This window comes from Halomonas sp. ABH4_019 (assembly GCF_056159885.1).
Genome location: NZ_JBSWWC010000002.1, coordinates 887,363 through 901,282 on the forward strand (window position 1 = coordinate 887,363; position 13,920 = coordinate 901,282).

Consider the following 13,920-nt stretch of genomic DNA (forward strand, 5'->3'; position numbering starts at 1 on the left):
CGGCCAGATTGCATTCATTTTAAAACTAGCGACAGCGGTCGGCGTGATATGCCTACCCCTTCGACTCAGCGATCATCGAACTTCCATTAGGAGTATTACGTGCACATCGAACGTCTTGAACTTGAGAACTTTCGTTGCTTCGGACCTCTGAGAAAACCAGTTTTACTCGGTCCAGACCTGGTAGGATTTGTTGGTGATAATGGAACTGGTAAAACGGTGATCATGCAAGCTCTACAGCGCATGTTTGGCGTGACGTCAGAGCAACGAAGACTACGAAAACAAGACTTCCATGTTCCGTTTGATGAAGACGAAAAGCCATCAGCTCGTAACTTGGTAATTGAGGCAATACTCGCGTTTCCCGAGTTAGATTACGACGATGACAACCCCGCCGTTCCAGCATTCTTTAAAAACATGGCATCCGATGAAAGCGGCAACCTCAAGGTTCGCCTGAGGCTGGAGGCCACGTGGACAGACGATGGCACTCTAGACGGTGCGATTGAAGAGTCTTACTGCGCTGTGCAGACCTTCGGAGACTTTGATGAGGGCGACTTACAAAAACTAAGCGGCCCCGACCGTTCACGCATTCAGCTTATATATATTCCAGCGACTAGAGATGGTGCATCGCAGGTCACAGCCTTTGTCCGTGGCCGCCTATGGCGAGCCATTAATTGGTCCCAACAGGTCAAGGAGTCACTGACCAGCGCTGGGGATGAAGTCAACCAAGCTTTCATGTCTGAAACAGCCGTGTCTAACATCAGCAGCGCAGTGACCCAGCGCTGGCAGCAGCTTTATTCAGCTGGCACCGATACGACCCCAATTTTCCGTCCGATTGACACACGCTGGCAGGAGTTCATTCGACGAGTCGAGGTTGTATTTCACCCGACCGAGGACGGGCATGACAGGGCTCTGGAGGATCTGAGCGACGGACAGCGATCACTTTTCCACATAGCCATGGCTGCCGCAACCCTGGACATCGAGGCTAAACTAGCGGGCGACAACACGCTTGAGGGTTTTGTGGAGGCTGGCGTGGCATTGCCCGCACTGACTATCGTGGCGCTGGAGGAGCCTGAGAACAATCTCGCTCCATTCTACCTATCTCGTATCATCCAACAGGTACAGGAAATCGCAGCAGGTAGGAACGCGCAAGCCATCGTCTCAAGTCATTCACCCAGCATTCTCGCTCGGCTAGAACCATCCAGTGTTCGACACTTCCGCCTGGATCTTCATAGCCGTTGCTCGGAGGTACGGCAGATCAGGCTGCCAGCTAACAGTGGAGACGTTTCGAAGTTCGTTCGGGAGGCGGTACGGGCTTACCCCGAGTTGTACTTTGCACGCTACGTAATCCTCGGCGAAGGAGCCACGGAGGAAGTCGTGCTGCCTTTGCTTTCAAAGGCCATGGGATTTCCTATCGACAGGTCATTTGTCGCCGTCGTCCCGCTAGGTGGTCGACATGTCAACCACTTATGGAGATTGCTGAACGATCTGCAGGTACCATACGCTACCTTGCTTGACCTAGACTGGGGACGCAGTGGCGGCGGCTTCGGCAGAATCAAGACAGTGTGTGAGCAATTACTAAATGTAGGTTTCACACCCGAGCAGGTATTCGGAGAAAGGCTAAGTCCAGAAGGACCTGAACGGAACCTTGCCGACCTCGCTACGTGTGACTCGGCGGATACAACGAATCTAAAAGGCTGGATTAAGTGGCTGGAACAGTACCATGTCTACTTCTCAGCCCCCCTTGATCTCGACTACTCCATGCTGACGGCATTCCCGAATGCTTACCGTGTTCTTGAAGATGGAATGCGGGGACCATCGGGAAATAGCGACCCAAGAAATGTCGTTCTTGGGGATGATGGAAGCCCGGGTTACTACGGAGATGATAAGATCGACGCACTACGCTGGTATCGGTATCTCTTCCTAGGCCGCGGCAAGCCTAGCACCCACTTCAGAGTCCTAAGCTGTACTTCGCAGGAAGATCTGGTGAAAAATATGCCCCATCCATTTCAGGGCATGTTGACAAAAATTCGTGATGTTCTCGAAGGAGACTGCATACGATGAGTTGGCGTCCATTACCACCCGAGGCATGGCGCCCTCGTGGCATAGCGGATCTCGAGCCAAACGCCTGGGAAGCTTTACGCCGGGAAGAATCGACGTCTGTAGTAGCCGGTCCTGGCGCTGGGAAATCCGAATTTCTCGCGCAGCGCGCGGTCTACCTTCTTGAGACGGGGTTATGCAAAGCACCACAGCAGATCCTCGCAATTTCTTTCAAGACTGACGCCGCAGAGAACCTCGCTTCACGCGTGCGAAAGCGTTGTCCTCCCGAATTGGCTGGGCGGTTCATCTCGCTCACCTTTGATGCATTCACCAAGAGCCTGGTTGATCGATTTCATACGGCCATCCCTCAGCAGTGGCGTCCAACTCGGCCCTATGAAATCGACTTTCCGACTAGACGCGTGATGGAAGCTGAGTTGAATCGCATTCGGGGTATGGCGCAACCGGCTTGGCAATCCAAAATCTCAGAACTCTTTCCCGGAACGTTCGAAGCGCAGAACGTTGGCGGCCATCGCCTCGCTGTAGACCCACGCCTGCAGCTCAAGACGGCGGAAGAATTTGCTATTTATTACTGGCTTCATCAGAGGCTCTTCGGTACAAACATATCAAAGCTGACGTTCGTCACATTGAATCGCTTAGCGGAGCTGACAACTCGGGCAAACCCCGGAATCTCGAGCGCACTCCGTATGACCTACCCCTTCGTGTTCGTTGATGAGTTCCAGGATACTTCTTTCGCTCAATACGACTTCCTGCTCTCATTGTTTTCCAAGAGTAAGACAGTCGTCACGGCAGTCGGCGATCACAAGCAGCGCATTATGGGTTGGGCTGGAGCGCGGCAGGATTCCTTCGAGCGATTTGAGCAAGACTTCGGTGCGCAGCGAGTTAACCTTCTCTTCAACTTCAGGTCATCGCCAGAGCTGGTGCGTGTTCAACACTTCGTTGCGCAAGCCCTAGACTCACGATCACCACAGATTCAGTCCCAAGCAGCAAGCCAACTGGACAGAGACGTCGTGCAGGTGTGGAAGAGCAGCACCATAGCTCGCGAGGGACAGCGCCTCGCACAGTGGCTCGCTGAGGACATGTCCAGACGTCAGAAGAAGCCTCGCGACTATGTAATTCTCGTGCGTCAGCGCGCTGACCAATTTGAGGAAGAACTTAAACGTAGATTCACCTCGTCTGGACTTAGCCTGCGCAACGAGAGCCGGGCCATCGGTCGGACTAATGTTCAGGACCTGATGGTAGACGAGGCAGCTTGTGTGGCTATCGCTGCATTACGACTAGCCACTGGCCAGCGCAGTGCGGCAGCTTGGTTGAAGCTTTCGAGTGCCGTCTATCAGATTCGAGGCGTGGACAATGAGGACGAAGCCCTACGAAATTGCGTCGACAGGGAAATACAGGACTTTCTCGGCAGGCTAAGCCAAGACATTCGTGACAAAACACCATCAGCCGAATTGGCAGTAGAAATCACGCAGCAAATCTTTTATTTTTTAGACGTAGGAGCGATCAAGGGTACCTACGCGATCTACACACGAAATGACTTACTCGAAGTCATGATTGAGGGTTTTTCGAAACATCTTCAACATACCGCTGATACTGCTACTACATGGCCTGAATGCATCGATGGATTCGAGGGCACTAACGACGTACCAATGATGACGGTACACAAGAGCAAAGGTTTGGAGTATGACACTGTGTTCTTCGTCGGGCTCGATGACAGGTCTTGGTGGAGTCACACGCCTCGAAATCCCGAGGGGGTCGCTACGTTCTTCGTGGCCTTATCGCGGGCTAAGCAACGCGCCGTCTTTCTTTTCTGCGAACAGCGCGGTGCTAGGGAACGGGTCTCTGATCTTTACCAAATGTTGACCGAGGCAGGCGTAGAGGAGGTAGATACCAACTAAACCACGGGGTTGTAGGGCAGTGTATGTCTGACTTTCGATTCAGCGTAACACCCAGAGTCTAGAATACCCGAATCCATTCAATTTCAACCATTTTGAGATCTATATCACTCCTGTGAGCTGAGCCCTCTCTGGGCTTTCTTCACCCTCACAGGAGTTATGATATGCCGCCACCCTGCCTTCGCTGCGAATCGCAGCGCGTCATCAACCTCGAGACAGCTCGTAAGCTGGGAACCGCTGCCGGCGCACTGACCGGCTCCCTCAAGGGGGCCTACACGTCGATCTACTCCCCCGGCCATCTTCTGATGGCGCCTACGCAACTTCCTCTCAATCGGGTCGCTTCGGCTGTCATGGCGGCCGCTACAGGCGGCATTGCCGGAGCCGCCGCCGGGCATCAGATGGTGCAGAACCTGTTTCCGCCTGGAGATGGCACACCCTGGCTTTGCCTGAGCTGCGGCCACGCCTTCCGGGTGACTGCCTGATCCTAAAAGCCTTTATCATCAACTGTCTGCCGGCGTATTGCCGGCTTTTTTTCGTCAAGGAGATTCCCCATGGCACACCTGATCGAACACATGGCCTATGTCGGCGATACCCCCTGGCATGGCCTGGGCCAGCAGCTGTCCCGTCACCAGCCGCTGGAAGTCTGGCGGCAGCAAGCCGGCATGGACTGGCACATCGAGGAATCCCCGGTGCGCTTCATCACCGATGGTGCCGGCCACCTGGGCAGCATCCATTCCTTCCCCGAGCAGAAGGTTCTCTATCGCTCCGATACCCGGTCTCCGCTATCGGTGGTCTCCCAGCGCTACAAAGTGGTCCAGCCGGAGGAGGTACTGGAGTTCTACCGAGATCTGACCGAGTACGCCGGTTACGAGCTGGAGACGGCCGGCGTGCTCAAGGGTGGCCGCAAGTTCTGGGCGTTGGCGAAAAGTGGTCTGGGCGGAGCATTGAAAGGCCAGGATCAGGTCAACGACTACCTGCTGCTGGCGACTTCCTGTGACGGCTCGCTCGCCACCGTCGCCACGCCGACTTCCGTGCGCGTGGTCTGTAACAACACCTTGACCATCGCGGTGGACGGCACTTCGCAGGGCGTGAAGGTGCCGCACAGCACCGAGTTTCGCCCTCAGCTGGTCAAGCAGCAGCTGGGGATCTCCGTGTCGCAGTGGGACGACTTCATGTATCGATTGAAGACCCTGGCCGAGCGCAAGGTCAGCCAGGAAGAAGCGAGGACCTACTTCCAGTCGGTGATCTGCAACGCCGAGGCGCCGCTGGACGATCCATCCAAGCTACCCAACGTTCGTGCCCTCAATCGCGTCCAGAAGCTCTACCAGGGCGTGGGTCGCGGCTCTCAGCTGTGTACGGCGCAAGGTACCGCCTGGGGCTTGCTCAACGCGGTCACCGAGTACGTGGACCACGAGAAACGCGCTCGCAGCAACGACTATCGCATGGACTCCGCCTGGTTCGGCCAGGGCGCCGGCCTCAAGGACAAGGCGCTGGAGTCTGCCCTTGCGCTGGTGGCCTGAAAGGCGTCCTACGTTCTCCCCCAGTCTTTCCCTCACCACGGCATAGCGCCCGGCCCCTCAAAGGCCGGGCGTTTTTGTTTCTGGAGGTACTGATGCAACCACCCATGACATTCGAGATCTGCCATGCCCTGACCCAGCTGACGCGTCAGTTGCTGGAGGCTGGCGAGCAAGCGACCGAGACCCACGTGCTGGCCAAGGGGCAGGTCTATCGCGTGGCCGTGTCTCTGGAGCCGATTCCGACCGAGGAGCTCCCTGACGTCATCCAACGCTATCGATAACGGAGGCCATCATGGCAACCCCTATTCATCCCAAGACCGCAGACCAGGCACCGGTCGCACAGACCACCCAGGACAGCACCGCGATCATCCAGGTGATCGAGCGGGCTGCTCTCAACCCCGAGGTCGACATCGACAAGATGGAGCGCCTGCTGCAGATGCAGGAGCGGGTCCTCGACCGCCAGGCGCTGATGGCCTACAGCGCCGCGATGGCGGCCATGCAGAACGAGCTGCCGAGCATCGCCGAGCGCGGCAAGACCAATAACGGGCACTACGCCACCCTGGAAGACATCGTCGATACCGTGCGCCCGATCATGAAGAAGCACGGCTTCGCGGTGAGCTTCCGCATTCACACCCAGGAGCGTGGCATCCAGGTGACCGGCGTGCTGATGCACCAGGACGGCCATCGGGAAGAGACCAGCATGCTGCTGCCGGCCGATACCAGCGGCAGCAAGAACGCCGTGCAGGCCTTCGGCTCCTCCACCAGCTACGGCAAGCGCTACATACTCTGCGCCCTGCTCAACATCACCACCCGCGGCCAGGACGACAACGGCCACGCCGCCGCCCCGGTCAAGCTGATCACGCCCTTCCAGGTCGGGCAGATCCGGCAGCTGATCGCCGCCTGCCCCCCGGCGACCCAGGAATGGTTCGTCGGCAAGTACGGCGACGCCGAGCAGGTGCCCCGTGGCGACTTCGACAAGCTGCGCGCCTCCCTGCAGAAGCGGGCGCAGCCCAACCATCAACATCACTGACCGGCCGGCGAGGGGCCTCCCCTCGCTGGTCTATGCCGTGTCATCGAGAAGGAGAACATCATGCAGATCCTGACACTGGAACAGGGCACGCCCGAGTGGCATGCCGCCCGGCTCGGCATCGTCACCATGTCCGAGTTGAAGACACTGCTGGTCAAGGGCAAGGGACCGGGAGGCTTCGGTGCCGGTGCGATGAGCTACATGCATCAATTGATCGGAGAGCGCATCACCGGCGAGCCCTCCGATGCCTTCCAGGGCAACGCTCATACCCAGCGCGGTCATGAGCTGGAACCCGTGGCCCGCGAGCTCTACCAGGAGGCCACCGGGCTGCCACGCCTGGAGCAGGTGGGCATCATCCTTAACCACGGCGTCGGCTACTCGCCCGACTGCTTGGTGGACAGCAACGGCCTGGTCGAGATCAAGACCAAGCTGCCCAAGTACCAGATCGAGCTGCTACTGGCCGACGAGCTGCCCCAGGAGCACGTCGCGCAGTGCCAGGGCGGACTGTGGGTCAGCGAGCGGGAATGGATCGACTTCGTCAGCTACTGGCCGGGGATGCCGCTGTTCGTGAAGCGTGCCTACCGGGACGAGGGAATGATCCGCACCATCGCCGAGCGGGTCGAGGCCTTCCACGAGGAGCTGGAGCGTCGCATGGCCATGGTCATGGCGGCCTAAAATGGTAATTGGCGAACCTTCGAATTTGATGGTCGACATAAAAAAGTTTGACATGGCACTCTAGCCAGCCAAGGGAGAAACAATCTACAAATTCATTTTAACTCAGGCGCTTCCCCTCCAAGGGGTAGCGCCTTTCTACATCCCTATGTTTTTTTACCAACTCATAGAATCGAATGTACCCAGGTAGAGAGGTAGGCCTATGAATTAACCAAGGCATCACTTTTATTCCCTAGGTGATCACATACCAAGCCACAGCTTCCAAAGCTGCTATTTCATAACTAAATCATTGACGTCCTCGCTGCTCACCTAGTCGATGTAACGACGCCACTTGGAACCCCCCCGTGCAAGACGGCATCAATATTCTGCCACACTGTTTCGATCCTGCGTTCGACATTTTCCCATCCAACACCCGCCATGTGAGGCGTGCAAACAACCTGCTCAAGATTCATCAATTCGCTGTGCATATCAAGCGGCTCGCTCATGAAAACATCGAGCCCTGCACCTGCGATGCGACCCTCACGCAAGCATTCAATTAACGCACCTTCATCCACAACTTCACCGCGCCCAACATTGACAAGAACACCTCGCTGCTTCATGAGAGAGAGTTGATCCCTTCCTATCATCTTATCGGATTGCGTATTCAGCGGAAGACTCAAGCAGACAACGTCAGACTGCTTCATCAGATCATCCAGGGAAACGGGGCGGGCCGATATGAGCTCGGAGACGGTCAGGGGGATCTCCGAATTGTCATAATAAATGACATTGGCACCGAAGCCATGGTGTACGATCTTTCCGACCCAGCGTCCGATATTACCCAAGCCAACAATACCAACTGTCTTATTGTACAGCTCCGAGTAAGACATCTCGTCCAATTCTGGACGCCACTTCCCCTCCCTCATTAATTGCATGGAGGCTGGAATCCTTCGCAAGGTCGATAGCATCAATGTCACAGCATGCTCAGCGACGGATATAGAATGGGCCTTCATCTGAGATACGGGAATACCCAGGTCATTTAGAATATTTGTCGGAAGCTGCCCGTAGCCAGAGCTCATATACTGAATGAACTTAGCATTTCTAGCGGCCCTGAACACCTGCTCGGGAACACCGACGCCTGAAATTAAAAAATCGGCATCCTCGGCTTCTCGGCAAATGTCAGAAACATCTGCTTGGCTGGGCATGACTTTTACGTCGAAGCCATCTGGCGCTGACTCTACTAGACGGCTGACATAATCTTTCAATGGATTAACAAAGAGTACTTTGTATTTCATAAGCGCCTCCCTTTCGTATTCTTTTACTATCTTTAACGGCATCAAATTTCGGTTTAACGGGACATGATACTCGAGCCGATGTGGTATTGACTAAAAATCAAAACTAATAAGACAACGCACTTACCACTGAATCCACAACATCGTGGGTATCCGCTGTTCCACCTAAATCACGTGTCCGCGGACCTTTTTCTAGTGCCACCTTGACAGCGCTCTGAATGCTTTGCGCTGCTTTCGTGCAAAGGGCGTCTTCATGACGTTCGCCCAACCACTCCAGCATCATTGCGGCCGACAATATCATTGCCGTTGGATTTGCTACCCCCTTACCTGCAATATCGGGCGCACTGCCATGCGAAGGCTGGAAAACGCCATGAGTAAGACTGACGTCGGCCGAGGGCGCGAGTCCAAGCCCCCCCACGAGGCCTGCTGCAATTTCTGATACGATGTCGCCGAAAATATTCTCTGAAACAACAACGTCATATCGTTCAGGATCGGTGACCATGTACATCGATCCAGCATCGATATAAAACTTATCACTACCAATATCATCGTTTCTCGCAGCGACTTCGTCGAACACCTTCTCCATTAACACATTGCTTCTCAATGCATTTGATTTATGAAGAAGTGTTACATGCCCCGGCGTACCCCGCTTTCGCCTAGCCCTCGCCTGTGAGAATGCGACGTCAAAGAGCTTCTCACAGGTGGCCCGCGTGATCGTCATTCGATCACTTGCACTCTCATTGTCCGGTTCATGCTTATCCGCTAAGCCCGCAAACATCCCTTCGGAAGTCTCGCGGATGACGAGCATATCAATATTTTTTGCCTTTACAGGGCTTTCAACTCCTGGAAAAAGCCGAACCGGGCGAAGGCTCGCGAATAGCCCGTAATGAGCCCGCATTTCTACCTGCGCGCCTAATTCAAGACCATCCGGCCCACGAACGTCGGGCAACCCCATGGCGCCAAATAGCACAGCATGGGATTTTCCAATTTCATCCATGTCGCTCGCAGTGATTTTTTTTCCGGTCCGTCGATACAAGTCAGCGCTGAAGTCATGGAACATGAAGCTGAGTTCTACCCCATAGCGCGCTTCACACTCCTTCAACACTGCCAAAGCAGCATCAATGACTTCGGGTCCGATTCCGTCGCCGGGAATCACAGCTATTTCGTATTTCATTACGAATCACCTTTTAATATATTAGAAACATCTCGCAAGAACATTGTAAAACCTATACCTATAGACTTCGAAAATACTAAAATCCGATAGGCCTAGCAGCCTTTCTTTCCATCCTCAAAGACGCTGTACAAGATAGAAGATTAATCCTCGCTTCACTTCTCCCGAGTATCCTTGACAAATATCCCTCTGAGGCTAGCTTGCCTCTCAGCTCTCGGTCTTTAACACACCGCGCCGGATCTGGTCTTCCTCAATGGATTCAAACAGTGCCTTGAAGTTGCCCTCGCCAAAGCCATCGTTGCCCTTGCGTTGGATGATCTCGAAGAAGATCGGGCCAATCACCGTCTCGGTAAAGATCTGCAGCAGCACGCCCTTTTCCGGTGCGCCGTCCACCAGGAGGCTTAATTCACGCAGGTCCTCGAGGTTCTCCTCGTGGTTGGGCACCCGCTGGTCGACCTTCTCGTAGTAGGTGTCCGGGGTGGTCAGGAACTGGACGCCATTGGCCTTCAGCGCCCGCACCGTGGCGTAGATGTCGTCGGTGGCCATGGCCAGGTGCTGGATGCCCTCACCGTTGTACTCGCGCAGGAATTCAGCGATCTGCGAGCTGTCGTCGGCGGACTCGTTGATCGGGATGTGCATCTTGCCGCAGGGCGCAGTCATCGCTCGGGAATAAAGTCCGGTCTGCTTGCCGGCGATGTCGAAATAGCGGATCTCGCGGAAGTTGGCCACACGAGTGTAGAAGTCCGCCCAGACATCCATCTGGCCGCGGTCGACGTTATGAGTCAGGTGATCGAGCACCTGCAGGCCGACGCTGTGGTCGCGGGGCGTGCGGCCGTTGATCGGCTCGAAGTCGACGTCATAGATAGTGCGGCCGTCGGCGTCGAGCTTGTGGTCGACGAAATACAGCAGCGAGCCGCCGATGCCCTCGACGGCCGGAATGCCGACCTCGCCCTCACCCACCGGGATCTCCACCGGCTTGGCTCCACAGGATACGGCATGGTCAAAAGCCTGCTTGGCGTCAGCGACCTTCCAAGCCATTGCGCAGGCTGAGGGGCCGTGGACGCGGCCAAACTCGGCGGCCTGGCTGTCCGGCTCGGCGTTGAGCACGAAGTTGATGCGCTCCTGCTGGAACAGGAAAACGTTCTTGGAGCGGTGCTTGCGGGTCTCGGTGAAGCCCAGCTGCAGGAATAACTGGCGCAACGCCTCAATGCCCTCCGCGGTCGGGGCGGTGTACTCAACGAACTCGAAGCCGTCGGTTCCGATGGGGTTGCTTTGAGATACGGTGGCTGAAGTTTGGGTACCAGCAGTCATAGCGCATTCCTCTATTTTTTACGGAGGGTGTTAATGTTTCCCGTCCTTGAGGGAAAGAACTCAGGTCCGGTGTGCAGCTCTGGCTCGCGGTGTGCCGATCCTGAGTTCGAAAACCGTTCAGAATTTCAACCGCGAACCGAGCATCAGCATGTTGATGTCGTCATAGTCGGCTTCATCGGATTCCAGGTAGTGCCTCTTGGCCAGTCCATACAGCTCGAGCCAATCGGCAGCCTTGTAGACGTAGCCAAAACCGACCTGCTGGGAGACATCCCCTTCCACGAGATAGTCTTCCCCACGAGCATAATCAATAGAAAAACGATGAGCTCCTGTTCGATAACCGAGTTTGGTATAATAAAACCGGCCCTCATAGTCGTCATCGTCCTCTCGATCTGAAAAAGATACAAAGGCGTTGAGCCCATTCGGAGCCAGATAAGCCAAGGAGCCACCGATTGTGTCACGGTTACCATCAACACCACCGATTTCACGGACCGAATACCCCGCAGTAGCCCGAATTGTTCCGAGGTCAGATTCGTTCAGGTATACGCTAGATATCTCGTGAGTATTGTCCTCTTCATTGACACCAGTACTGATGGCTACGTCCAGTCCTTGAACAAGGCTCGCGTCATAGCGAAGGCGATCATATCGACTTTCAAAATCTTGGGCGTTAATAGTGGCGCCAACAGGAGGACCGAATTCATCACCATCACGGAACTGGATAGAACCACCCACGGTTGGTGTCATCGCAAAATGCGCTAGCATAGTGCCTGATAGATCTCTCTCGACAATGCCATTAGCTGCCCCATCGCCCTGCCCCAAGCTCAAACGCCCCCATGAGCCTGAAAGGTACATCTCGACATAGCGCTCTTTTAGTTCTGGAGAGACAGATTGCTCTAATTGTGAGACAGCACTCGCATCATTAGACTGATACTCTGCTTCGAGCTTAATCCCAGCACTAAGAGCATCATTGACTGTCGCTTCACCCTTTACACCGGCACGGGTCGAACTAGTATCGCCGTCCACAAAATAACTATCTGTATCCTGGCCATCATCAACGCTCATGATGCCCCTATTGATTTGACCATAGAAATCAAAATCAACAGCCACTGCATTCCCTGAAATGGCATAAAGACCAGCTAGAACGGCTCCCAAGCCCACACTTTTATAAATCATAAAATTTCCTTGTTATTGGATAATAAAGCAAACAAGACCATCGCTATGGACCCTGCTCAATCACAAAATAACCACGTGAAGAAAAAGAATAAAGTTCAGAGTTTTCACTCAAAAAATTCCAGCCAGGAAACAATAAAGATCTTTAATATCAATAACTTAATTCATTTTCTCCCGGAGGGCCATTGAGGATGATACTTTTGTATAATAAACTACGGGGATCAAAGGAGGGACAATGAGAGCTAACTCACCTAGCCTTCGAAACCTTTACCAAAAAACACACTTTTACTGGTCCTCTTAGAACTCAACACCCGACAGGAAAAGATAAATATGCGATATTATGATCCACACTCTTTGAGAATATTCATAACCGTCTGCGATGAAGGAAGTATCGTCAATGCCGCAGAAAAAATTGCCATTGTTCCCTCTGCCATAAGTAAAAGAATCTCAGCCATGGAGGAACAAGCAGGGGTACAGCTTCTAGAAAGGAGCAAGCGCGGTGCGACTCCAGCTCCAGCGGGAGAAGTATTACTACGATCGGCAAAGGAAACGCTGAGATCCCTAGAAAAGATGCATGCTGAGCTGAGTGAATTCAGCCATGGAATTCAAGGTAACCTGAAAATTTTTGCGAGCCTCTCTGTAATCTGCCAATTCCTTCCTGAACAGGTTGGCATATTTATGAAGAGCCATGACAAAGTAAAGGTCAACATCGAGGAAAGGGTAAGCTCTTTAATAGTTAGAGGGATAGAGGAAGGGCAAGCAGACATTGGAATATGCTGGGAAGAAGCTAACACCAGAAACCTTTACTGCAGACCTTATCAAGATGACAAGCTCGGCGTCGTGGTTAATGCTCAACACACTCTAGCTAACAAAGAATCTCTCTTTTTTGATGACACTCTCGAGTATGAGCAAGTGGAAATTATACCTGGAAGCTTAGTGAGCCTGACATTACAGAGGGAAGCGGCTGCACTGGGAAAACCCATCAAATTCCGAGTGCATGTAACGACTTTCGATGCAGCTTGCCGGATCGCAGATTCCGACCTGGCTATTGCTATCGTCCCCCTTGAGGTGGCAAAAATTCACGAAAAAGCCATGAACATACGCGCAATACCCCTCGAAGATGGATGGGCAACTCGCAGATTCGTTGCTTGTGTACGCGACTATTCACAGCTTAGCGTACCGGCCAGACTTCTTTTCGATCATATAACTGGTACAGTTAGCTCTTGAGCCTTACACATATTCGTAAAAAGGACGAGCCAAGTGGCATGAAATAACCTGGCTCGCCAACCCCCTTATCAGGAGAGTCACGCTAGTCGTTTCAGATTTTCCTGGTAGTTCTTACCACGTGCGACGTACTCTATGGCGTTCTTGTGCATATCAGCTAATGCCTTGCTCGAAAGATCGCGGATGACCTTGGCAGGAGCTCCCACGATCAAGGAGTTATCGGGATACTCCTTTTCCTCTGTAACCACGGAACCCGCGGCGACGAGACAGTTACGGCCGATGGTGGCACCATTAAGAATCACCGTCTGGATGCCGATTAAGGCGCCATCGCCGATGGTGCAACCGTGTAACATCGCTTGATGCCCGATGGTCACACCTTTCCCAATCCGCAATGGGTATCCTGCATCGGTATGCAGGACCGCACCATCTTGAACATTGCTCTCCTCACCGACCTCGATACTCTCATTGTCCCCACGCAGAACTGCTTGGTACCAGATGCTGCTGTTGCTGTGCAGGGTCACGTTACCGATAATATCTGCAGAATCCGCCACGTAGGCCTCATCATCGATATCGGGGACCTTCTCATCGTACTGATAGATAGCCATTCATACCTTCC

General features: G+C 54.0%; 13 protein-coding genes. 8 read left to right on the top strand and 5 right to left on the bottom strand.

The features are described from left to right. Nucleotides 1-99 precede the first annotated feature (99 nt). From ACXAFN_RS11240 to ACXAFN_RS11270, 7 genes are all read left to right on the top strand, one after another. Nucleotides 100-2,058, top strand: a complete 1,959-nt coding sequence (locus tag ACXAFN_RS11240) for an ATP-dependent nuclease (RefSeq protein WP_474988737.1) — start codon at nucleotides 100-102, stop codon at nucleotides 2,056-2,058. Further along, a complete protein-coding gene (locus tag ACXAFN_RS11245) occupies nucleotides 2,055-3,950 on the top strand; it encodes a UvrD-helicase domain-containing protein (RefSeq protein WP_474988738.1) in 1,896 nt (631 codons plus the stop codon). Before ACXAFN_RS11240 ends, ACXAFN_RS11245 begins: the two co-directional genes overlap by 4 nt. A gap of 161 nt (nucleotides 3,951-4,111) precedes the next feature. After that, a complete protein-coding gene (locus ACXAFN_RS11250) occupies nucleotides 4,112-4,429 on the top strand; it encodes a hypothetical protein (protein WP_474988740.1) in 318 nt (105 codons plus the stop codon). Nucleotides 4,430-4,498: 69 nt separating this feature from the next. Beyond that, nucleotides 4,499-5,467, top strand: coding sequence for a DUF932 domain-containing protein (locus ACXAFN_RS11255; protein ID WP_474988742.1), 969 nt, complete (start codon nucleotides 4,499-4,501; stop codon nucleotides 5,465-5,467). A 92-nt stretch (nucleotides 5,468-5,559) separates the two neighbouring features. Next, entirely contained in the window at nucleotides 5,560-5,745 is a 186-nt protein-coding gene (locus ACXAFN_RS11260) for a hypothetical protein (RefSeq protein ID WP_474988744.1), read from the top strand. Nucleotides 5,746-5,756: 11 nt separating this feature from the next. Then, nucleotides 5,757-6,494, top strand: a complete 738-nt coding sequence (locus tag ACXAFN_RS11265) for an ERF family protein (RefSeq protein WP_474988746.1) — start codon at nucleotides 5,757-5,759, stop codon at nucleotides 6,492-6,494. Nucleotides 6,495-6,554: 60 nt separating this feature from the next. Next, complete coding sequence (locus ACXAFN_RS11270; RefSeq protein ID WP_474988747.1) at nucleotides 6,555-7,166, top strand: lambda exonuclease family protein; 612 nt, start codon at nucleotides 6,555-6,557, stop codon at nucleotides 7,164-7,166. 302 nt (nucleotides 7,167-7,468) lie between these two features. Here ACXAFN_RS11270 and ACXAFN_RS11275 read toward each other — a convergent pair whose 3' ends face one another. The 4 genes from ACXAFN_RS11275 to ACXAFN_RS11290 form a co-directional block, all read right to left on the bottom strand. Then, nucleotides 7,469-8,434, bottom strand: a complete 966-nt coding sequence (locus ACXAFN_RS11275) for an NAD(P)-dependent oxidoreductase (protein ID WP_474988749.1) — start codon at nucleotides 8,432-8,434, stop codon at nucleotides 7,469-7,471. Between the two features lie 103 nt (nucleotides 8,435-8,537). Further along, nucleotides 8,538-9,605: an isocitrate/isopropylmalate dehydrogenase family protein gene (locus ACXAFN_RS11280; RefSeq protein WP_474988751.1), complete on the bottom strand. Its 1,068-nt coding sequence runs from the start codon at nucleotides 9,603-9,605 to the stop codon at nucleotides 8,538-8,540. 204 nt (nucleotides 9,606-9,809) lie between these two features. Further along, nucleotides 9,810-10,913 carry a 4-hydroxyphenylpyruvate dioxygenase gene (gene hppD / locus ACXAFN_RS11285; protein ID WP_474988753.1) on the bottom strand — a complete coding sequence of 368 codons (1,104 nt, stop codon included), beginning with the start codon at nucleotides 10,911-10,913 and terminating at the stop codon, nucleotides 9,810-9,812. 117 nt (nucleotides 10,914-11,030) lie between these two features. Beyond that, nucleotides 11,031-12,083, bottom strand: a complete 1,053-nt coding sequence (locus ACXAFN_RS11290) for a porin (RefSeq protein WP_474988755.1) — start codon at nucleotides 12,081-12,083, stop codon at nucleotides 11,031-11,033. Nucleotides 12,084-12,410: 327 nt separating this feature from the next. Between ACXAFN_RS11290 and ACXAFN_RS11295 the strand changes: the two genes are divergently transcribed. Next, entirely contained in the window at nucleotides 12,411-13,307 is an 897-nt protein-coding gene (locus ACXAFN_RS11295; protein WP_474988757.1) for a LysR family transcriptional regulator, read from the top strand. A gap of 77 nt (nucleotides 13,308-13,384) precedes the next feature. Here ACXAFN_RS11295 and ACXAFN_RS11300 read toward each other — a convergent pair whose 3' ends face one another. Next, on the bottom strand, nucleotides 13,385-13,909 hold the full coding sequence (locus ACXAFN_RS11300) for a gamma carbonic anhydrase family protein (protein WP_474988759.1): 525 nt from the start codon (nucleotides 13,907-13,909) through the stop codon (nucleotides 13,385-13,387). Nucleotides 13,910-13,920: the final 11 nt, after the last annotated feature.